We start from the raw sequence: 21753 nt of genomic DNA, 5'->3' as shown, positions 1-21753 counted from the left end.
CGTGAAACCCGTTTCCGATACGATCGCAGCAGTTGCGACGCCACCGGGCCGCGGTGCGGTGGCGATCATCCGCATCTCGGGGCCCGACGCGCATCGCATCGGGTGTGTGCTGGCAGGAAAAACCGAATTGCCCGCGCGCCGCCCGGTTCGCGCATGGCTCACCGATCAGGATGGGTCGCTGCTCGACGATGGGCTGCTGCTCTTTTTTCCCGAACCGAATTCATTTACCGGCGAATCGGTGGTGGAGATCCACGGTCACGGGGGGCCGGTCGTCGTCGATGCGGTGCTTTCCCGTGTTTTGTCGTTGGGTGCGCGGTTGGCGCGGCCTGGCGAATTCAGCGAACGCGCTTTTCTCAATGGCAAAATCGATCTGGCGCAAGCCGAATCGATCGCCGATTTGATCGACGCGACGCATCGCGCAGCGGCGCGTGCTGCTGCGCAAGGGTTGCAGGGGGCTTTTTCGCACGCGGTCGCGGCGCTCGATCGTCAACTGACCGAACTCCGAGTCTGGGTGGAAGCGGCGATCGATTTCGTCGACGAAGCGATCGATTTCATCGCCGAAGGGGATGTCGCGGCGCGGATCACAGCGGTACGGCAAGCGCTCGCCCATTGGCTCGAAGTAGGCCGCCAAGGTTTGCTGCTGCGTCACGGTGTCCGGGTGGCGGTCGTCGGAGCGCCGAACGTCGGCAAGTCGTCGTTGCTCAACGCGCTCGTTGGTGAGGAGCGGGCGATCGTCACGGAGATACCGGGAACGACGCGGGATGTGATCCGGGAATCGATCGATCTCGACGGCCTTCTGGTCCATCTCCTGGATACCGCGGGCGTCCGAGAAACCGACGATCCGGTAGAACGGATCGGGGTCGAGCGCAGTTGGCAGGCAATCGCAGGCGCCGATCTGATCTTATGGATTCGCGCACCCGATATCGACGACCGCGCGTTGGCCGAGGCGTTGCAGGAACGCGGCATTGCGCCGCAAGCGATCCTCGAGGTGTGGAACAAAGCGGATCGGTTCCCGGAACGTGTCGCTGAGACTGCGGTGTGGATCTCGGCCAAGACGGGATCGGGGTTGGACCGTTTGCGCGCCACCATTCGCGATCGGGTAGGATTTCGCGGTGTCGAGGAATCGGTTTGGCTGGCACGCGAACGGCATTTAGAGGCGTTGCGCCGAGCCGACCACCATTTGGCGCAGGCGCTTTCCATGCTCGTCCAATGGGAGTTTTTGGCGGAGGAGCTCCGCTTGGCGCACGATGCGCTGGGGGAAATTACCGGACGTATCGACGCCGACGCGCTTCTGGGTGTGATCTTTTCGCAATTTTGCATCGGGAAGTGAGGGATCGAATTGGATGCGTGGGATTGGCTCACGTGGCTTGCGATGGGGGTCGCCGCATTCGCTGCTGGGAGCATCGATGCCGCGGTCGGCGGCGGCGGTCTGATCCAGGTTCCGGCGCTCCTACTGGGATTTCCCAATCAACCCCTCCCCAATCTTTTTGGAACCAACAAAATCGCGTCGGTTTTCGGTACCTCGGTTGCCGCATTTCGCTATTTGCGGCGTGTTGCGATCCCGGTGACGCTCCTTACCGGTGTCGTGATCGCAGCGGCGGTAGGGTCTGTGTTAGGCGCTTCCGCCGTGACGCTGCTTCCTCAGGCATGGGTCAAGCCGATCGTCCTTTTTTTGCTCATCGCGGTGACGGTCTACACCCTGCTGCGCAAAGAGATGGGGTTGGTAGCGCGGGCGCATCCTTTGACGACGCGTGAGCGCTGGTATGCATTCGGCTGGTCTGCGGTAATTGGCGCGTACGATGGTTTTCTTGGCCCGGGGACAGGGAGTTTTTTGATCTTTGCGTTTATTCGTTTTCTCCGCTTCGATTTCGTCCAAGCTTCCGCACTGGCAAAGATCGGCAACGTATCGACAAACCTCGCGGCAATTGCGTTTTTTTCCTGGCAGGCGCAACCCATTTGGCTGCTGGGGATCTGGATGGCACTGTGTAACGTGGCTGGGTCATTTTTTGGCACTTGGTTTGCCTTTCGCTTCGGGGCGTTGTGGTTGCGGCGACTCTTTTTGATCGTGGTTTCATTGACGATTCTGCGCTTGTTGTTTGAATGGGTGATACAATAGCAAGTTTCATTTTATCCGGATGGGGGACTTGCGATGAATGGACTTCATCTGATCGCCGACCTCTATGGTTGCCGTTGTGATCTCGCGCTCCTCAAAGAACGGACTCAGTTGCAAACGCTGTGTGTCGATGCGTGTAAAGAGGCAGGGCTTACGGTACTCGGCGACTATTTCTTCCAGTTTACCTACGACAATGGAGAGCCGGCCGGAGTGACCGGAACGGTGGTTCTGGCGGAATCGCATTTGGCGATTCATACCTGGCCGGAAGATCGCAATGTCACCCTGGATGTTTATGTGTGCAATTATTCGCGTGACAATTCAGCGCTTGCAAAGGCGGTTTATGACCGTTTGATCGAAGTCTTTGCGCCGGTTGAGACCGTTGGGCATCGTGTGGTTCGGGGACACATCGAAATGCCGCCGACGGAGGGTGTGTAGATGGCATTGCAACGGTTTTGGGAAAAGTTATCCGATGTCACCGGCTACTATTACGATCTGGAATTGATCGAATCTGGCCAAAGTCGCTACCAATCCTTTGAAGTCGGCATCTCTCCGCTCTATGGCCGCATGTTCCGCTTGGACGGATGTGCGATGACCTCTGAAGCCGACGAGTTCATCTACCACGAAAACCTCATCCACATACCGGCATTGGCGCATCCGGAACCGCGTCGCGCATTGATCATCGGCGGTGGGGATGGCGGGTCTGCCGAGGAGCTTTTGAAATACCCCTCGATAGAAGCGATCGATCTGGTCGAGCTCGATGAAAAAGTCATCGAATTGGCGAAAAAGTATTTTCACGCGATCCATCGTGGCGCACTCGATCATCCCAAAGTATCGGTTCGGATCGAAGATGGGTTGCAGTTCGTTGCGGAAGCGGCCCAATCCGGCCGACGCGATTACGATCTGATCGTGCTCGATCTCACCGACCCGGTGGGACCGGCCGAAGCACTTTACCAGGAACCCTTTTTCCAGCAGTGCGCCCTACTTTTGGGAGAGAACGGCTTATTGTCGTTGCACATCGGTTCGCCCGATCATTTGCCAGAGCGTATTAAAACTTTGGTGGCCCGTTTGCGGCGGGTCTTTCGTTATGTCTATCCCCATTTCCACTACATTCCGCTCTACGGCGCGCTCTGGGGAATTGCCGCGGCATCGAACGGAACCGATTGTGCGGTGATGACGCCGGAACGGATCGATGAGCGGATCACAACACGGGGGATTACGGACCTGCGCTATCTCGATGGGGAAAATTATCGTGCGCGGGGAATTTTGCCCCGATATGTTCGTGACTTGATCGCCTAGAAAGGTTTCACGTGAAACACAAGGCGCACTCAGCGGGCCATTATGCTGCACCAGAAACGCTCGCGGGTGCGCTCGATTGTGCGAGCGCGATCGTCGCCGCCGTGATCCGAGGGGAAAGTGCCACCGCGGCGTGGCAACGGATGGTCGCGCACAACCCTCAGGCCCCAGGATGGGCGAGGGTACAGGATTTTGCGTGGAGTACCTTGCGTGATTACGGCTGGGGCGATGCCGTACTGGCGGCATTGAGTCGCAGACCTATCGATCGCACTGTGCGGCCACTTCTCTTGGTTGCGCTCACCGAATTGCGCAAAGGTCGTGTGCCGGTTCATGCGCTGATCCATGAAGCGGTTGCGGTTGCAAAAAAACGACGCACCGCCGCCGCAGGCTTCGTGAATGCACTCCTCAGGCGCTATGATCGCGAGCGCGCCCAGTGGGCACCCGAAGCTTGGGGTGCACGGAGCGATCAGGCAATCGCGGCGCATTGGCGGCACCCTCGATGGTGGGTCGAAAAAATCCAATTTGCCCACCCAAGTGCCTGGCAGACGGTGTTGCATCAGGGAAATACCCATCCGCCGATGGGATTGCGCGTCCGTAGCAGCGAAAAACGGAGGGAGGTTATCGCACGACTGCGGGAAGCGGGGATCGCAGCGGAACCGTTTGATCCGTTACCCGGCGCGATTTGGTTGCCAGAACCCGTTGCGGAAACGAAACTGCCCGAACCGGTGCGGAACGAGGTGGTGATCCAGGATATCGGAGCGCAATGGGCGGCACCGTTATTGGCGGTACGCCCAGGGGAACGGGTGTTGGACGCGTGCGCGGCGCCAGGCGGAAAAGCGCTCCACCTGCTCGACAGCGCGGCGATCGATTTGACCCTAGTCGAAAAAGAGAAAAACCGGTACCGCGCGATGCTCGCGCGCTTTCCGGAATTGAGTGAGCGCGCACAAGCGGTCGTGGGCGATGCCCGCGAACCGCACGCATGGTGGGACGGGCGACCGTTCGACGCGATATTGCTCGATGCGCCGTGTTCCGGTTCGGGTGTCGTGCGCCGCCATCCCGATATCAAATGGTTACGGCGGGTAAGCGATCTCGAGACGTTCCGCACGGTGCAGCAAGCACTTCTGACTGCACTGTGGCCTTTGCTCCGACCCGGAGGCCGACTGCTCTATGTCACCTGTTCCGTGTTCGCCGAAGAAAACGAAAGGGTCATTGCAAAGTTTCTGAACAACCACAACGACGCTAAGCGGGTTCCCACCGAAGGGGTTGACGGGTACTATTTGCCCACCGAGCAGCACGATGGCTTTTACTATGCGCGTATCGAGAAGGTTGCCGAATCGTAAGCGCCGGCGTGTCGTGGCGGCGCTCATCGGTGGCGCAGGGAGTTTGTGGCTGCAAACCGGCAGGCGCACGCTCGCAGCCCAACCCGAAAACGAGCAAAAATTCGTGACGATCACGCACGCGGCGCTACGCGAAGCCGAAGGTTGGTGGGTGCTCGATGCCAAACTCACGTGGGCAGAGTTACCCGCAATTTGGCGGTCGCTGTTGGAAAAAGGGGTGAAGTTTCCTTTTGCGATCACGTTCCGCCTGCTTCAGGTACGATGGTGGTGGACGGATCAGGTTATTTGGGGGAAACGGTGGACTTTTCAACTGCAATACCGACCTGGAACGCGCATCTGGTGGCTGCAACACAACGGCAGCGTCGTTGCGCAGGGCAGTTGGCATGATGCGATCGCACCGGTGACCACCCTGCGCGGTTGGCGCCTGTTGGAACGCGATCGCTTGACACCGAATCCGGAACTCGAAGCCGAAGTCACGGTTTCGGTTGACGAACGGGAGCTCGGGCCGGTGTTACGGCTTCCCAGTACGGAAAGCCGTGATCGCATCGATTGGGCGGGAACCCCGTACCGATGGCGACCCTGGGCGTAAATAGTGTGCGCGTTGCGGTCGGGTTTGCCGCGGCGATCTTCGTCATCCTGCTGGCCGCTTCGGCCAGTTTGGAAACGGTTCTGTTCGCTCAAGCGTTTCCCTATTTGCTCGGGCTTGCGGCGATCGCGGTCGCCGCGTTATTGACGATTGCACTCCGGCAGGGGGTCCATCTGTGGCGCCAGGTTCGCATGGGTCGGTTTGGCTCGCGACTGCGTGCAAAACTCACGGGCATCCTGCTCATGATGGCGCTTTTCCCTACCTTGGTCTTGTACGGCGTCACGGTCTTTTTCGTCGTGCGCGCGATCGACGCGTGGTTCGACGTCCGGGTGGAGCGTGCCCTAGATGCCGCTGGGCAGCTTGCCCGGCACGCGATCGATACCCAAGTGGCGCGTCTATTGGCAGAGGCGCAATGGCTCCAGAGCGAATGGGTCGCAAACGCGCACAGCATCCAAGGCGCGACTTTGGAGCAGTGGCGGCAAAAGATGGGGCTCGATGGCTTACTGATTTTGACGGGTAAAGGGGTCGTCCAAGGTTTTGCTGGCGAAGATCCACAATGGGTGCAGCAAGAAGCGGGCACTCCAGCCGAATGGCAATTGGCGAAACTGCAAGAAACCAGCCATCGCGTCGTCGAAACCGAGGAGAGTTCTTGGGTAAGGGTCGTGGTGTGGATCCCGCAAACGATCGAACAAGAGAGCGCCTTTATGGTGTTACTGCGCCGGGTGCCCACGTCGATTCGCACTGCGATCGACGAAGTCACGGAGGCACGAAGCGAATACGCGCAGATCACGCACGGTCGCGAGGCGTTGCAACGGCTCTATTTGGTGATCCTCTCCGTTGCGGTGGTAACCGCGTGGATTGCCGCCGCGATGATCGCGCTGCAGATTTCGCGCCGTTTCATCACACCTTTGCTCGCGCTGGAAGAAGGCACGCGGGCGCTGGCAGAGGGACGTTACCTCCCCGTGGCGGATCGCATTTCCAGCCAAGACGAGTTGGGTTGGGTCGTCCGCTCGTTCGATCGCATGAGCGAACAATTGGCAAAAGCGCAAGCCGAACAAGCACGGGCGCATGCCGAGGTGGAAGCCGCCCGCGCTTATCTGGAAACCGTGCTCGCCCATTTGACCACTGCAGTGCTGGTCTTCGATGAAACCCACCATTTGGTGCTCGCAAACGCGGCCGCGAAAGCGCTGCTCGGGGACGAAAGCACGACCCCGCTCAACGCCAACGATGCTTGGCGCGGAAATCCGGCATTGCGCGACCGCTTACAGGCAGTTATGGCGGTTGCGAGCGGCCCAGTTACCTTCGAATGGGTCGACGAGGATAAGGGCAAAACCTTCGTGGTTCATGTGGCACCGCTCACAGAGGCCACCAGCGGATGGGTTGTGGTGATCGACGACGTCACAGACGTCGTCCTTGCACAACGCCTTGCGGCGTGGGGCGAAATCGCGCGGCGGCTCGCGCACGAGATCAAAAACCCCTTGACGCCGATTCGTCTTGCGGCGGAACGGCTACGGTACAAATTGGCCGAGAAATTGCCCGAGAAAGAGCGCCAGCTCCTTGAGCGCGCCACGACAACGGTGATCGACCAAGTGGAAGCGATGACCGAAATGGTCAATGCGTTTCGCGATTATGCGAAAATGCCGAACGCAAAAAAAACGCGTGTCGATCTTGCCGAACTCATCCGGTCGCTTTTGGTGTTCTACGAAGAGGGCGGGATCCCCGTCGAATGCGTCGTAGAAGGCGAAGGACCGTGGGCGATCGAAGGGGATCCCAGGCAGCTGCGGCAGGTGCTGCACAACCTTCTGCAAAACGCGCAAGACGCTCTGGAGGGGATCGCCGACCCGAGAATCGTTGTCCGCTTGGTGCGTCAGAATGATCGCATCGAACTGAGCGTTCAGGACAACGGGATCGGTTTTCCCGAAGGGTATCAGCAAAAAGCGTTCGAACCCTACTACACCACGAAGCGCAAAGGGACTGGGTTGGGCTTGGCAGTAGTCAAGAAGATCGTCGACGATCACCATGCGGCGATCGTGCTGACGACACCGGTGGATGGCAAGGGTGCAGAAGTACGTCTGACATTTGCCGCAGCCGACCGTGAGGAAGGAGACGATGGCAAAAGTTCTGATCGTCGATGACGAAGTGGGGATCCGCGACTGGCTGAGCGAGATCCTGGAAGACGAAGGCTATCGCGTCGCAACGGCCGCAAATGGTTCGGAAGGGCAGCAGAAACTGGCGGAATTCGCTCCTGAGGCGATATTGCTCGATATCTGGATGCCCGATTGTGACGGGATTACCCTGTTGAAACAATGGCAGAGCGAAATGGGAAGCGCGCTGCCCCCCGTGATCATGATCTCCGGACATGCCACGATCGAGACCGCGGTCGAGGCAACACACCACGGTGCGTACGGCTTTCTGGAAAAACCGATTTCGATGCAAAAGCTGCTCGATGTGCTGAAAAAAGCGATCGACCGCTATCGGGCGCAACCGAAAGCAGAAACCCCACTCACGGTAACGCGGGTGCCGCGCCCGCTCGCTCCGGTGATCGACGCACTCAACGCGAAATTACAGCACGACCACGCAGCACTCCTTTATTTTCCCGAACCGTTTTACGAGCAGTGGCTGTTGCGCCACCTCGGAGAAGGGCAGCACACCGTATGGTTGACGACGGAAACCCCACCGCTCTCGGTGGACCAGGTGAAGCAGTGGCGCAGCCATCTGGTTTTCGCGAATTTGGGTGAACGCGCAAACCGGATGCTCGCGAAAAACCTGTCGTTCCTCTATCAGTACGCAGCGGTCCATCAGGTGCGGCTGATCGCGGCGATTCGCGCGTGGGACGCTTTCGCTCAGTGGCGTCCCTTGGTCGGTGAAAAATTGGCGCGGGTATGGGAAGACCCCATCGTCGTACCCAAACGGGACGAGTCGATCGCGCTCGGTACGCTCGTCCAGGAGGCCTTGGAAGCCGAACTGGGGCAACCGTTGGCATGGCCAGAGGAGGCGAAACGGACGATCGAACGGATCGCGCTCGATGCCGAATGGACACTCGACGCATGGACCCAGGCGCTCTTGCCGTTGGCCACCGAAGATCGACTCGATCCTGCAGCGATCGAAAGGGCGCTTCAGCGAAACCAACCGGAGAACGTGAGTACGCTCTTTGCACTGCCACTCAAGGAGGCCCGGGAAGCGTTCGAGCGGCTCTACCTGGAACGGTTGTTGGCGCGCACCGATCTCCCCGTGCAGCGGCTCGCGGATCTGGCGGGATTGGAGCGCACCCACTTCTACCGCAAGCTCCGCCAGTTGGGCCTCTCGCTGCGCCGGAAAGAGGAGGACGACGCGTGAACGTGATCATCTTGGGGGCCGGTCAGGTCGGCAGCTCGGTGGCGGAGCATCTGGCGAGCGAAGAGAACGACATCACGATGATCGACGTCGACGCCAGCCGCTTGGCGGAGGTCGCAAACCGCATCGAGATGCGCACTTTGGTCGGGAACGCCGCGTCCCCCCGTCTGCTGGAACAGGCGGGCGCGCGCGATTGCGATCTGCTCGTCGCGGTGACGCAATCGGATCAGACCAACCTCTGTGCGTCTCTGATCGCAAAACGGCTCTTCAACGTGCCGCGCAGTATCGTCCGAGTGCGCGCCGCCGACTACACCGCGTTCCAAGAACTCCTGGGCGAAGAGGCTTTTGCGGTCGATTTCGCGATCTGCCCCGAACAGATCGTCTGCGAATACATCGTCCGCCTGGTGAACCACCCAGGGGTGCTGCAACTGCTCGATTTTGCGAACGGCGCCGTCCAGCTTGCCGCGGTGCGTGCCGAACGGGGCGGAAAGCTCGTTGGCCACCCGATCAAAGCGTTGCGCTATCACCTCCCCAACGTCGAAATGCGGGTCGCTGCGATCTACCGCCACGGGGTGCCGATCATTCCGGAAGGGGATACGGTGATCCACCCCGGCGACGAACTCTTTTTTCTGGCAAGCGCAGGGCAAATTCCGGCACTGCTTCGTGAACTGCGGCCCGCAGAGCGGCGCGGATCGCGCGTGATGATCGCAGGGGGCGGCAATATCGGAATGCGGCTCGCGAAAATGCTCGAACGCGACTACCGCGTGAAATTGATCGAATATAACAAGCAGCGCGCGCAGCAGCTGGCTGTCGAGCTCACCGATACCCTGGTGCTCGCAGGTGACGCCACCGACGAACATCTGCTCGACCGCGAAGGGATCGAAGAGGTCGATCACTTCCTTGCGGTGACCAACGACGACGAAAACAACATCATGGGGGCTGCGCTCGCCAAACGGTTGGGCGCGAAAAAGACGTTGGCGATCATCAACCGCTCCGCGTACGTCGATCTGGTGCAAGGCGAAACGATCGACATCGCGATTTCACCGGCGTTGGTGACGATCGGGGCCCTCTTGAAACACGTGCGGCGCGGTGACGTGGCCGCAGTCCACCGCTTACGGCGCGGTGCCGCGGAGGCGATCGAAATCGTCGTTCATGGCAACGCGCAGACGTCGAAAGTGGTGGGGCGGCGGATCGACCAAATTCGCTGGCCACCAGGGGTGACGGTCGCAGCGATCGTTCGCGAAGAGACGGTAGCGGACGAGGAAGCGGCAAGCCCAGCGCGCAAACAGAAACGGGTGGTGATGGCCCACCACGACACGGTGATCGAAGAGGGGGATCACGTGATCCTCTTTTGTACGCAACGGCGGCGCGTGCGTGAGATCGAAAAGCTTTTCGCCGTCGGGTTCGGCTTTTTCTGAATCGGCGGAGCGGCGACGATGCGACCCTGGGTTCCGGCGCTCCATGCGTACGCGTACATTCTCATGCTCTTTTCCCTGCTCTTTTTGGTTCCCACCGCGGCGTCGCTGTGGCGCGCCGACGGCAGCCACACGCTCTACGAAGAAGCGATGGCAGCGGCGTTCGCTGCTGGGGCACTTCTCTGGGCTGCGACGCGGCGGTATCGGCGCGCGCTCCGTCCCGCCGATGGCTTTCTGATCGTCGCGCTCACGTGGGTAGTCTCACCGCTCTTCGCGGCGATCCCGCTCTACCTCTACCGCCCCGAACTCGGCTACGTGCGCGCCTATTTCGAAGCGGTCTCGGGGCTGACAACGACCGGCGCCACGGTCTATTCCGGTTTGGACGATTTCCCCTTTTCCCTCAACCTCTGGCGCGCGTTCCTCCATTGGGTGGGCGGAATGGGGGTGGTCGTTTTGGCGGTAGCGATTCTCCCTTTGCTGGGGATCGGGGGGCGGCAGGTTTTTCAGGCCGAATCCCCCACGCCGTTGAAAGAGGAGTCGCTCACACCGCGCGTTGCCGATACTGCAAAGGGCCTGTGGCTCACCTACGCGGGGATGACGCTCCTGTGCATGGGTGCGTTCTGGTACGGTGGGATGTCGATCGAGGATGCGGTGATCCACGCCTTTTCGGTGATGGGGCTCGGTGGCTTTTCCAGCCACGATGCCTCATTCGGCTATTTTCACAGCCTTACGCTCGAACTCATCGCAATCGCATTCGCTACGCTCGCCGGATTCAACTGGGCCACCCACTATTTGGCGCTGGTGCGAAGATCCGCGAAACCCTACTGGCGCGATCCTGAATTGCCCTACTATTTGGGTGTGCTCGCGTTCAGTAGCCTCATGCTCGCCGCCTATTTGACCGTGAACGGCGCGTACGCCGATTTCTGGCGGGCGCTGCGCGACACCGCGTTTCACGTCGTCTCGATCGCCACGTCGCTGGGTTTGGCGACGACCGACTACACCCTCTGGCCGTTCTTCGCCCAATTGTGGCTGCTCTTCCTGAGCAGTTTCACCGCCTGTGCCGGGTCGACGGGCGGCGGGATCAAAATGATGCGTGCGATCATCCTCTACAAGCAGATCTACCGCGAGATCGTGCGCGCGCTCCACCCCAACGCCGTCGTTCCCGTGCGCTTACGCAAGACGATCATCGAAAACCGTGTCGTTTTCGCGGTTTTGGGTTTTTCCTTTCTCTACATGGTCTCTATCGTCTCGCTCACGCTGGTGCTCAGTGCCAGTGGCCTCGATATCGTCACGGCGTTTTCGGCGGTGGTGGCGTGCATCAACAACACAGGGCCGGGTTTGGGCGCTGTGGGGCCGGCTGCGAATTACGGCTGGTTGAACGAAGGGCAGACGTTGCTTTTGACCTTTACCATGGTGTTGGGGCGCCTTGAAATCTTCACCTTTCTGGTCGTCCTCACCCCAGCGTTCTGGCGACGGTAACGGGGTGCTGGCTGTGTTATCCTCGCGCACGGAACCGTATTGCCGAGAGACGACGTGAAAAACGACCGTTTGCTGCGCGCGTTGCTGCGCGAACCCGTCGACCGCACCCCGATCTGGCTCATGCGCCAAGCGGGGCGCTATCTGCCGGAATACCGACAAACTCGGGCACGTGCCGGGAGTTTTCTCGATTTGTGCCGCAATCCGGCGTTGTGCGTCGAGGTGACGTTACAGCCGATCGCGCGGTTCGGACTCGACGCCGCGATCCTCTTTTCCGATATCCTCACGGTCCCCGACGCGATGGGGTTGGGACTCTATTTCGCCGAAGGGGAAGGACCGAAATTCGAGCGACCGTTGCGGGAAGAGTGGGAGATCCGCAACCTGGCGGTACCCGACCCCGAGGTGGAGCTGCGGTACGTGCTCGACGCGGTGCGGGAGATCAAAGCGGCGCTCGCCGACGAGATTCCGCTGATCGGCTTTTCCGGAAGCCCGTGGACGCTCGCGTGCTACATGGTCGAAGGGGGCGCAAGCAGCGACTACCACACCATCAAAAAAATGCTTTATGCGCGCCCGGAGCTGCTTCATCGGATTTTGGTGGTCAACGCCGAAGCGGTGACGCAGTACCTCAACGCGCAGATCGCCGCCGGTGCGGACGCGGTGATGCTCTTCGACTCGTGGGGAGGCGTGCTTTCCGAACGCGCGTTTGCCGAGTTTTCGCTTGCCTACCTGGAACGGATCTGCGCGGGACTTACGCGCACCGCGCGCGGTCGGCGCGTGCCGGTGATCGTCTTCGTCAAAGGGGGTGGGTTGTGGCTCGAACGAATCGCCGACTGCGGCGCCGACGCGGTGGGGCTCGATTGGACGATCGAGATCGGTCGAGCGCGGCAGTTGGTCGGTGACCGCGTCGCGCTGCAAGGGAACATGGATCCCGCGGTGTTGCTCGCTACACCCGAGGCGGTGCGTCGCGAGGCGCGCGCGATCCTCGCCGCGTATGGCGAAGGCACCGGGCACGTCTTCAATCTGGGCCACGGGATCTCGCAACACACGCCGCCGGAGCATGTCGCGGTGCTCGTCGAGACGGTGCAACAGGAGAGTGCGCAGTACCACCCAACCACATCACCGTGATCGGGTGCGCGGCAGCACGATGAGCGAACGCGTTGCCCGCGTGTTGGTGCCGCAAGCGGGGAAATGCCTCTTCGATTACCGCGTACCGGACATGCACCCGATGTACCGCGGGCAGCTCGTCCGGGTTCCGCTCGGGCGGCGGCGCGTCTTGGGTGTGGTTTGGGCGTGTGACCCGGAACCCGAGGTGCCGCCAGAGCGGCTCAAGCCGATCGCCGAATGGTGGGACGATTGGCCGCCGCTCGATCCGGTCTTGTTGGACCAGATCGCGTTCGCGAGCGATTACTATTTGAACCCGCTGGGCGAATATCTGGCGTTTGTACTGCCGCCCGCACTCAGACGGCGCAAACGCCAAGTGGCGCTCGCCGCGGTAACGGATGGAGCGGTGGGCGAACACGCGACCGGCGAAAACACCGCTTCCCAGCGCCGTTCGGAGCCGGTCGTGACGACGCCGGGGCCACGTTTGACCGCGGCGCAAGCGCGCGCGTATGCACAGCTCACCGCCGGTCCCACGGGTTTCGACCCCGTGCTGCTTTTCGGTGTCACCGGTAGCGGAAAAACGGAGTGCTACCTCCGTCTGATCGCGGAGACGCTGGCGGCCGGGCGCCAAGCGCTCGTATTGGTGCCAGAAATCGGGCTCGTTCCCCAGACCACAACGCGGGTGGTCGCCCGTTTTCCGGGAGCGAGGATCGGCGTCTGGCATTCGGACCTCAACGCGCGCGAACGGCAGCACCTCTTCGCGGCGCTGGTGCAAGGCGCGGTGGACTGTTTGATCGGCACCCGTTCGGCGATCTTTGCGCCGATGCCGCGCTTGGGGCTCATCTTGGTCGACGAAGAGCACGACGCCAGTTACCGACAGTTCGAAGGGGCGCCCTATTCGGCGCGCGATCTTGCACTGTGGCGCGGCAAAGCGGCGCAGGTGCGCGTCGTCTTGGGGTCGGCGACGCCGTCGCTCGAACGCTGGTGGGACAGCGAACGGGGGCGGATCCGCCGGGTGACGCTTGCGGAGCGCGCCACTGGCGTGCCGCTGCCGACGATCGAACTGTTGCCCGTGACGCGGGAAGCACCGCGCACCGCGGGATTGGTGCCCGAGGCATGGGAGGCGCTCAAAGAGACCCTGGCGCGCGGGGAACAGGCGTTGCTCTTCCTCAATCGGCGTGGGTTTGCGCCGACCCTCTATTGCGCCCATTGTGGCTGGGTTCAGGAGTGCCGCCGCTGTTCGGTGCGCATGGTCTATCACCGCGTCGACAGCCGGATGCGCTGCCACCATTGCGGCTGGAGCATCGCGGTGCCCGAGGTCTGCCCCACGTGCGGCAACGGCGGGTTGTCGGTTGCCGGGCAGGGAACGCAACGGCTCGAAGCGGAGTTGCACGCCGCGTTCGCCGATCATGGTGTGGTGCGGATCGACCGCGACGCGTGCCAAACCGCTGCGGCGTTTGCTGCGCTGCGCAAGACGGTGGCGCGCGCCGACGCGAAGCTCTTGATCGGCACGCAGATGATCGCGAAAGGGCACGACTTCCCGGCGCTTTCGCTGGTGATCGTCGTCGGCGCCGATGCGGGGCTGCTTGCGGCCGAGACGCGGGCAACGGAGCGCTTGATGCAGCAGTTGCTGCAAGTTGCCGGGCGGGCCGGGCGAAGCGGGCAACCGGGTCGAGTGCTGGTGCAGACCCGCTATCCGGACCACCCGTTTTTCCAGCAACTGGTCGCGCACGACTACGCGGCGTTCGCCAATACGTTACTGACTGAACGCAAACGGCTAGCGTTGCCGCCTTTCGTGCATCAAGCGTTGCTGCGCGCCGACGCGCCACGACTCGAAGTGGCGCTCGAATTCCTCACTTCAGCGAAAGCGACCGGCGAGGCGATGCGGGAACAGCACGCGCACGGGCATGCGGTGCGCCTCTTGGACGTGGTGCCGCTCAGGATCGTCCGTTTGGCCGGGCGCGAACGGGCACAGCTGGTGGTCGAATCGCCGAACCGCGCTGCGCTCCACACCTTTTTGCGGGCGTGGCGGGAACGGTTGCTGCAGTGGCCACAACGCCAAGGGTTGCGGTGGCGCTTGGAGGTGGATCCGCTCGACGCGTAGCTCAGAGCCGAAAGCGCGCAAACGCCGCTTTGAGTTTCGTCACCCAACCATTGACTTCGCTGCTTGCGGTCGTGATTTCGTTCGCTGCATTCGAAGTTTGCTGCGCGGCGGTTTTGGCGTTGTGCGCCGCTTGGTCGATCGTTTCGCTCAACCGTTCGACGTCGCTTGCGACCTGTAAAATGGAGCGCGCCCGTTCGAGCGTGCCGTGCGTCGCGCGTTCCACCTGCGCCATGAACCCCTGCAACGCGCCGATCCGTTCGTGGCTCGACTGCGTTTCGGCCAGGGTCGCGTCGAGCTGGGCTTCGATCGCTTGACCCTGCTGCGCCAGATTCGTGGTGATCGTGTCGATCTCGCCCGCAGCGACCGCGGACTGTTCGGAGAGTTTGCGCACTTCGTCGGCAACCACCGCAAAGCCCCGGCCCGCCTCACCGGCGCGCGCCGCTTCGATCGCGGCGTTCAAAGCCAAGAGGTTGGTCTGCTCGGCGATTTCCCGCACTTTGTCGGTAATGCGTCGGATCGCCGCCGATTCGGCGATGAAGCGGCGGCTGGCGGCGTTGACCCCGTCGAGTTGCGTGTTCATCGCTTCCAGCGTAGCCAGCGCCTGAGCAAGCGCGCCGGCCATCTGTTGCGCTTCGTCGAGGGTTTTTTGCGCGTCGGCAACGACTGCTTGCGCTTCGGTACGGGCATTGCGTGCGGTGGCGTCGAGCGCGTCCGCAGCGTCGACGATCGCGGTGACGTGGGTTTCACTCTGCCGAGCGCGGTCGGCAATGGCCTGTGCGTTGGCTTCGCTCACTTGCGCGGCGCGCGCCAGCGCTTCGAGTGCGGCATGGACGGTGGAGAGGCTTTCGCGCCATTTGCCGATCATCTCGTGCAGCGCCGTGACGATGCGGCGGGTTTCGTCGCGCTCGCGAACCGCGATCTGTGTGGTCAGGTCACCTTGGGCAAGTTGCTGCACACCGTTGGCGATGCGCGTGATGGTAGCGAGCAACGAGCGCCGAATGGCCAAAGTCATGAGCAAAACGACGAGCGATGCCGCGGCGATCGCAGCGGACAACATCGCAAGGCTGCGCCATTTCGCCGCGCGGTAGCTTTCGACATGTTCGGCAAGGAGCGCATGCACCGACGCGCCGTAGCCCCAGACCCCATCGACCAACTGACTGGCTTCGTCATAGACTTCGAGCGGATCGCGCGCGAAGAAGCCGAATTTGATCGCGTCGAGGGTGGTGTCGAGCATCTCCCCTTGCTCTTGCAGATAGCTCAGTTGCGCGTCGAAGAGGTCGACCAGTTCGGTGACGCCGAAACTGCGCAAGCGGTTGTGGATGAACGCCAGATCTTCGATGCTTTTTGCCAAGGTATGGCGATGGCGGGTGAATTCCAACAGTGCCGGTTCGCCGAAGCGTTGCTCGACGAACGCGAGCGTGAGCAACCCGCGCAAGCGGTTGCTTGCGTCGGTGAGCGGAAGGATATCGTTCAACCACGCCTGAGTCAGACTGCTGATCGTCGGGTCGGGAATGAACGCGAGTTGCGATTCGACCGCGATGAGGCGCATCGTTTCCAATAATCCGTCGACGAGCGGCGCCAGCATCTGGAAGCGATCGGCCGCATCGCGGGTCTTGATCTCCTGCCAGGAACGATCGAGCATTGCGATCTGTTCGGTCAAGGTTGGCGAAAGCGGGGCTTGCGTGGCAAGGGTGCGAAACGCGTTCCATTGGCTGTCGATTTCAGTCACGAGCGTCTGCGCGTTTTGGGTCGCGTGCTGGTGGAGTTCACTCTTGGGGTCCGCAGCGAGCGTAACCCCGGACCAGGTGCGTAGGATGGGCACCTGACGGTAGACGTCCCCCAGGCGCGTGAGCAACTCGAGTCCGGCAAATTGCCGCTGCGCCGTTTGCACGCTTTGCCAATCTTTCCACAAGGTCAATCCATTGGTGGTCGCAACCAGCAGCCCGCCGACGATGAGGATCGAAAGGAGTTTGGCGGAAATCGACAAATGACGCATGATGACGCTCCAACCGCGCGGACAGGTAAACACAGTATAGTCGAAGGCATGCTCTGTCTAACGGCAAAATTGCCGATTGCTTTAGCGTTTTATTTCGGCTTTTGGCCGCGGCAACCATCCCCGTGGTAAGATGACGAAAAATAGAAGGTGGTCGCGATGAGCAAAGCGACGTTGCAACTGACCTATACCTTGACGCTGGAACTTCCGGCGGCGCTCGAAACGGTCCCAGAGGCGGATCTGGCGAAAACGCTCGACGGTCTTCTGGGGAACGCCGTCCATCAAGGGTTGCGGACCGTTGTGGGGAAGCGCTTGGCCGGTGCGGGTGTTCGCGTCACGAAGCTGACGCACCAAGTGGCGTTGACCCGCCCCCGCCGCGCGGTCGGCACAACGATCCCGAAAGAGCGGCTCGTCGCCGCGGCGCCCCATCTCACCGACGTGGAGCTGGCCGACGTCGAAGCAAGCATCGGCAATCTCCCGTTCCTCGCCGAGGAGGAGCTGCACAAGCGGATTCGGGCGCGCGCGTTGAAGCGCGTGAACGAGGTGCGGTTGGTGCCGGTCAAAGTGGTTGCCGAAAAAAGTAACGGCGAGCGGTTCGAAGGGGCAGCGGCACTCAACATCACGCACGGTGCGCTCTTTTTCCCCGAGGAGTTGCGCAGCCTGCGTTTCAAAGCCAATGCGCCGGTTCAGATCTACCTTCCCGACGTGGAAACGCCATTGGTTGGCGTCTATCGGGGATCGACCCTGGGTGGTCCGGTCGTCGAAATCCCAATCGAAAAACTCGCGCCGTACCGCGATCAGTTGTTGGCCGCGTGGCAAGCGAACCAGAAAGCGTGATTCTTTTGTCTCAGGACGTTCGTGGCGTTCTCTGATTTTGTTCCCGATTCCGATCCGGATAGCCTCCCTGATCCGAAGCATTTGCCGCCAGAGACCCAAGCACTGTTGGCACGGTTGGCTACCGATCCGACGGTCGGGTTGAGTTGGGAAGAGGTCCGACGTCGTCAGCGTATCCATGGGCGCAATCTTTCGGCAGGGCTTCCTGTGGCGTCGCGTCCGGACCGCACAGGTCTGCCACGGTTCGCGCTGGCGTTTGCGTGTGTCGTGCTGGCGGTGGCGACAGCGATCGAGCAAGAAGCGACTGCGGTTGCCTGGGCCTGGTTGCTGGTGGGAGGAACCCTGTTGGCAGCCGGATGGGGCATGGCGCGCTGGGGGCGTTGCGCGGCGCGCCGACTGACGCGCGTTCCCTGGCATCTCTGGGTGTTACGCGAAGGGGTGTGGCACCGGGTTCCGGCCACCGATTTGGTCCCCGGCGATATTCTTTGGCTGACACCGGGCACCCTTTTTCCAGCGCAGTTACACCTATTGGCGGTCTCACCCGACTGGCAGACCGAACCGTGGCAACGCAGTACGCAGGTGGTTTCCGGACAGGCATGGGCGGTCGTGGTGCGTCCCAGCCGTATCGATCCCCGTGGTGTGGTCGCTCTGGAAGATGAAGCCGACAAAAGCGCTGGTTGGGTTTGGCCAGCCCTAGCGGTGGCCGGTTGGTCGGCGGTGTTGGTGGTGGGTGAAGCGCCACTTGCGATCTGGCTCCACCAACTGGCGGTGCTGGCGCTCGTTCTCTTCCCGTGGTTCGATTCCGAGGTGCGCTCCGGTTGGGCGATCGCTTCGCGGTTGCGCTTTGCGACGCGCGGTGTCTGGTTTCGGACGCCGCACGCCGTCACGGCGCTCGGTCGCGCGGTGCACATTACGGTGGCGCGCACCGCTTGGTTCGAGCAGTGGCGCGTCGCCGCATTACTGTTGCCGTTCGATACCGTGCGCTGTGACAAAGCGGCACCGTCACCCGAACACGACGCGCCAGAGAGACCGCATACCCCAGAACTCCAATTCTGGCGCGGGGCGCGGCGGGTACTCAATCCGTTGGCGGTCACGGGTATGGTGCCATTCGCCCAAGCGGTGCGGGTGACGTTGGCGCCAGGCCCGGGATGCGTCACGCTCCTGCCGACCGGGAACGATGCGGTTGCCGCTAGCCTGTGGCAGAGCACGTGTGCTTTGGTCGGCGACTCTGCGCGAGATCCCTTGACGCAGTGGCGCGTGGTGGCGCGGGAACGCAAACCGGAATGGGGGCCATTCGGGTGGCTGACACGCTGCGCGGACCGGCGGGGGCGGGTTTGGGTCGTGGCGACCGGCGAACCGGAAGCGCTGCGGGCAGCCGGGGTGACGCGTGCGGCGTGGCGCGGAGCGTTCGATTCCGACCAATGGTTCGCGCGCATCGAAGCGGCGCGGCACAACGGCGCGTGGGTGATCGGCGTTGCGCACGGAGTCAGCGCACCCGAGCGCGTGGATGCCAACGCGGAGATGCTGGCATGGCTGGGTGCGTGTGCGGTGGTGCCCGTCCCTGCCGGTTCGTTCGCTGCGGTGACGTCGGCGGTACCCAGTGAACCCGAGGGGGTGTGGCGGGTGCTTGCCGACGACGTACCGGCGACCACCCGCGCGGCGTGGTCGGCGCTGGGTTGGTGGCCTGGGGCGGCCGAGTCCGAGGTCTGTGATCCGCGCGTGCAGCAATTACCGCCGGGGGCACCGTGGGTCTTGTGCCAGACAACAGCACCGCGTGTCTCCCCGAACGCGGACCAGAACGATACCGCTCATCGCGTTTTGGTGCTGCTCGACGCCGATCGCTTCGACCAGGGTCCGCTGCCGGATGTGCGGGTAGCGAGGGGGTTGACGCAATTTGCCGCATTGCGCGCGGAAGTGCGCGCCCAGACGCAGCGCATGGCGCAATGGCAACGGCGACTGCAATGGCGTTGGGGGGTCGTCGGAGCGACGCTCGCGCTGTGGTTGACCGTTGGCCCCACGGCACCGGTTGCGGCGCTCCCGGCGTTGGGGCTCGTTTGGCTGCAGATTCAACCGTTCCTGCACATGCGCACCCGTGATAAGATAAAAATATCAGAAAATGCTGTTGCAGGAGGCGACGATGACGCAATCCGTGACGATCGACGCCAATGAAGCGAATTTCGAACCGACGGTCCTTGCCGAATCCCACCGTCGGTTGGTGGTCGTCGATTTTTGGGCACCTTGGTGCGGTCCGTGCCGGGTGCTGAAGCCGGTGTTGGAGCGGCTCGCCGCCGAATATGGGGGCCGTTTCCTGCTGGCGAAGGTCAATTCCGATGAGAACCCGACGTTGGCCGCGCGCTATGGGGTCCGCGGCATTCCCAATGTCAAGGCGCTGCGTGACGGCCAGGTGGTCGATGAATTCACTGGCGCACTTCCCGAGCGGGAGGTGCGCCGTTGGCTCGAACGGTTGCTGCCCTCGCCTGCTGAACCGAACTGGCGGCAAGCGGTTGCCGCGCGCGAGGCGGGCGACGCCGCAACCGCCGAGCGGCTCCTACTCGAGGGGCTTGCCGAAGACCCCGCGTTCGACCGGGCGCGGCTCGATCTTATTGCGCTACTCCTGGATCAGAAGCGCGTAGCGGAAGCAAGCGAACACTTTCGTGCGCTCCGTGAGCCGGACAGCGACGACGCGAAACGGCTCGAGGCGCGGTTGGCGTTACTTGCCGACGGTACCGCCGAATCTCTGGAAGCACTCGCAGCGCGGGTCGCGGCGTTTCCTGAGGATTGGGACAGCCGCTACCGGTTGGCGAAGCGGTACGCCGCTGAAGGGCAATGGCAACCGGCGCTGGAAGCGCTGCTGGCGATCGTCGCGCGCGCACGTGACTGGAACGATGGCGCGGCGCGCAAATTGATCCTGCAAATCTTCGATTTGATGCGGCCCGGGGATCCGTTGCTGCGCGAGTACCGGATGCGTCTGGCCAATCTCCTCAATCGCTAAGTCCCTTTTGCGGTTCTGGCGGATCGACCACGGTGATCGCATCGGGTGGGTCGATCCAACGGAGGCGTTGCTGGAGCGGCGCGGTCACGGTGATGGTGCCGTCCGCGGCGACGCGAAGCGCGCGCGTCACCCCGAAACGCGCGGCGTAGCGCGGCCAATCGGCACCGGCAAGAAAAAGGGGTTTGCTGACGACGTCGGAGCGAAGCCCCGTTCGGTGATCGGGTTGCGGCAGGATCACGACGGTAAACGCCTGATTCTCCGTGGCGGGCCACCCGGTGCGCGGGTCGATCAGGTGGTGGTAGCGGTGTCCGTCCGCGAGGAAATAGCGCTGGTAGTCCCCCGAGGTGCCGATCGCTTCCCCATCGTAGAGCGGTAGCACCGCGAGCGGTTCGGCGCGGCGCGGGTGTTGCAGCGCGATGCGCCAGGGCCGCGTGGCGTTGGGCTGCCCCAGCGCGAGGATGTTGCCGCCGATGTTGATGAGCGCGGCCGCAATCGCGTGGCGGCGGACGATCTCGGCGGCACGGTCGAGCGCGTAGCCTTTGAGGTAGCCACCGAGGTCGATGGCGACCGCGGGGTTGGAGCTGGTGACGCACGCCGCAGGGGTTTCGTTCGTGGCGATCGCGTCGACCGCGTCCGGCTGCGCGCATGGAGACGCGGGATCGGGGGTAAGCGGCGTGATGGTGAGCGCTGCAAGCGATGGATGGCGGTCGCGCAACGCGGCAACCGCCGCGGGGTCGGGCGGTTGGTTGGCGCTGAAGTCGCTGCGGTGAAAGCCCCACAGCGCAACGAGTGCGCCAATGCCCGGGTCGAAAAGTCCGTCGCTGGCGCGGACGAACTGTTGGGCGTCCCTGAGGATTGCGGCAAGCTCGGCGCTCACGCGAGCGGGGTGTCCGGCAGCGATCGCGGCGTTCAAGCGGGTGAGTGCCGACGGCTCCCAGGCGTGGTAGGTGCGATGCAGGCGCGCGAGTTCGCGGCTGATTTCCGCCAAGACGCTGTGGGCGTGTTCCGCGTCGGCGTCGACCACGGTGAGTTCGACGCGGGTGCCGAAGACGAACTGCTCTTCGCGAACCAACGTGGGTTCGCGCGAGCACGCGGCAAGCGCAAAAAGCAGCGACAGCCAGACAAGTGGCGTGACGATACGGCGGAAGGCGGTACGGCGTGCAGACACGGACATGG

The 21753-nt window shown here is 62.4% G+C and carries 17 protein-coding genes; 15 read left to right on the top strand and 2 right to left on the bottom strand.

Features of this window, described 5'->3' with window-relative positions:
• Position 1: 1 nt before the first annotated feature.
• Genes mnmE through priA form a run of 12 tightly spaced genes read left to right on the top strand, consistent with a single transcriptional unit; the run spans position 2 to position 14758 of the window.
• Complete coding sequence (mnmE, locus tag HPTL_RS10735; protein ID WP_119335975.1) at positions 2-1330, top strand: tRNA uridine-5-carboxymethylaminomethyl(34) synthesis GTPase MnmE; 1329 nt, start codon at positions 2-4, stop codon at positions 1328-1330.
• A 9-nt stretch (positions 1331-1339) separates the two neighbouring features.
• Positions 1340-2116, top strand: coding sequence for a sulfite exporter TauE/SafE family protein (locus HPTL_RS10730; RefSeq protein WP_119335974.1), 777 nt, complete (start codon positions 1340-1342; stop codon positions 2114-2116).
• A 33-nt stretch (positions 2117-2149) separates the two neighbouring features.
• Positions 2150-2548, top strand: coding sequence for an adenosylmethionine decarboxylase (gene speD / locus HPTL_RS10725; RefSeq protein ID WP_119335973.1), 399 nt, complete (start codon positions 2150-2152; stop codon positions 2546-2548).
• Positions 2549-3409 (top strand): polyamine aminopropyltransferase, encoded by an 861-nt coding sequence (speE, locus tag HPTL_RS10720; RefSeq protein WP_119335972.1) that lies wholly within the window; start codon positions 2549-2551, stop codon positions 3407-3409.
• Positions 3410-3420: 11 nt separating this feature from the next.
• Positions 3421-4746, top strand: coding sequence for a 16S rRNA (cytosine(967)-C(5))-methyltransferase RsmB (rsmB, locus tag HPTL_RS10715; RefSeq protein WP_119335971.1), 1326 nt, complete (start codon positions 3421-3423; stop codon positions 4744-4746).
• A complete protein-coding gene (locus tag HPTL_RS10710) occupies positions 4733-5332 on the top strand; it encodes a DUF4390 domain-containing protein (RefSeq protein WP_170141354.1) in 600 nt (199 codons plus the stop codon). Before rsmB ends, HPTL_RS10710 begins: the two co-directional genes overlap by 14 nt.
• On the top strand, positions 5314-7464 hold the full coding sequence (locus HPTL_RS10705; protein ID WP_119335969.1) for a sensor histidine kinase: 2151 nt from the start codon (positions 5314-5316) through the stop codon (positions 7462-7464). Before HPTL_RS10710 ends, HPTL_RS10705 begins: the two co-directional genes overlap by 19 nt.
• The gene (locus tag HPTL_RS11585) at positions 7439-8665 is read left to right on the top strand and encodes a sigma-54-dependent Fis family transcriptional regulator (protein ID WP_119335968.1); all 1227 of its coding nucleotides are present in this window, start codon (positions 7439-7441) and stop codon (positions 8663-8665) included. The genes HPTL_RS10705 and HPTL_RS11585 overlap by 26 nt, the downstream gene beginning before the upstream one ends.
• Positions 8662-10080 (top strand): Trk system potassium transporter TrkA, encoded by a 1419-nt coding sequence (gene trkA, locus HPTL_RS10695; RefSeq protein ID WP_119335967.1) that lies wholly within the window; start codon positions 8662-8664, stop codon positions 10078-10080. The genes HPTL_RS11585 and trkA overlap by 4 nt, the downstream gene beginning before the upstream one ends.
• A gap of 18 nt (positions 10081-10098) precedes the next feature.
• Positions 10099-11556, top strand: coding sequence for a TrkH family potassium uptake protein (locus HPTL_RS10690; protein WP_119335966.1), 1458 nt, complete (start codon positions 10099-10101; stop codon positions 11554-11556).
• 54 nt (positions 11557-11610) lie between these two features.
• Positions 11611-12678 (top strand): uroporphyrinogen decarboxylase, encoded by a 1068-nt coding sequence (hemE, locus tag HPTL_RS10685; RefSeq protein ID WP_119335965.1) that lies wholly within the window; start codon positions 11611-11613, stop codon positions 12676-12678.
• A gap of 19 nt (positions 12679-12697) precedes the next feature.
• Positions 12698-14758 (top strand): replication restart helicase PriA, encoded by a 2061-nt coding sequence (gene priA, locus HPTL_RS10680; protein WP_170141353.1) that lies wholly within the window; start codon positions 12698-12700, stop codon positions 14756-14758.
• A 1-nt stretch (position 14759) separates the two neighbouring features.
• Here priA and HPTL_RS10675 read toward each other — a convergent pair whose 3' ends face one another.
• Complete coding sequence (locus HPTL_RS10675) at positions 14760-16754, bottom strand: methyl-accepting chemotaxis protein (protein ID WP_119335963.1); 1995 nt, start codon at positions 16752-16754, stop codon at positions 14760-14762.
• A gap of 156 nt (positions 16755-16910) precedes the next feature.
• On the opposite strand from HPTL_RS10675, the gene HPTL_RS10670 reads away from it, so the two are divergent.
• Genes HPTL_RS10670 through HPTL_RS11600 form a run of 3 tightly spaced genes read left to right on the top strand, consistent with a single transcriptional unit; the run spans position 16911 to position 20577 of the window.
• A complete protein-coding gene (locus HPTL_RS10670) occupies positions 16911-17588 on the top strand; it encodes a hypothetical protein (RefSeq protein ID WP_145981816.1) in 678 nt (225 codons plus the stop codon).
• Positions 17589-17609: 21 nt separating this feature from the next.
• On the top strand, positions 17610-19754 hold the full coding sequence (locus HPTL_RS10665) for a cation-transporting P-type ATPase (protein ID WP_119335961.1): 2145 nt from the start codon (positions 17610-17612) through the stop codon (positions 19752-19754).
• A complete protein-coding gene (locus tag HPTL_RS11600; protein WP_119335960.1) occupies positions 19723-20577 on the top strand; it encodes a tetratricopeptide repeat protein in 855 nt (284 codons plus the stop codon). The genes HPTL_RS10665 and HPTL_RS11600 overlap by 32 nt, the downstream gene beginning before the upstream one ends.
• On the opposite strand, the gene HPTL_RS10655 is transcribed toward HPTL_RS11600, so the two are convergent.
• Complete coding sequence (locus HPTL_RS10655; protein WP_119335959.1) at positions 20567-21751, bottom strand: FAD:protein FMN transferase; 1185 nt, start codon at positions 21749-21751, stop codon at positions 20567-20569. The two genes, HPTL_RS11600 and HPTL_RS10655, sit on opposite strands and share 11 nt — an antisense overlap.
• Positions 21752-21753: the final 2 nt, after the last annotated feature.

Origin of the sequence: Hydrogenophilus thermoluteolus (genome assembly GCF_003574215.1) — a bacterium.
GTDB lineage: Bacteria > Pseudomonadota > Gammaproteobacteria > Burkholderiales > Rhodocyclaceae > Hydrogenophilus > Hydrogenophilus thermoluteolus.
The sequence above is the reverse complement of the archived record's forward strand: the minus strand, read 5'-3'. Positions and strand labels throughout refer to the sequence as shown.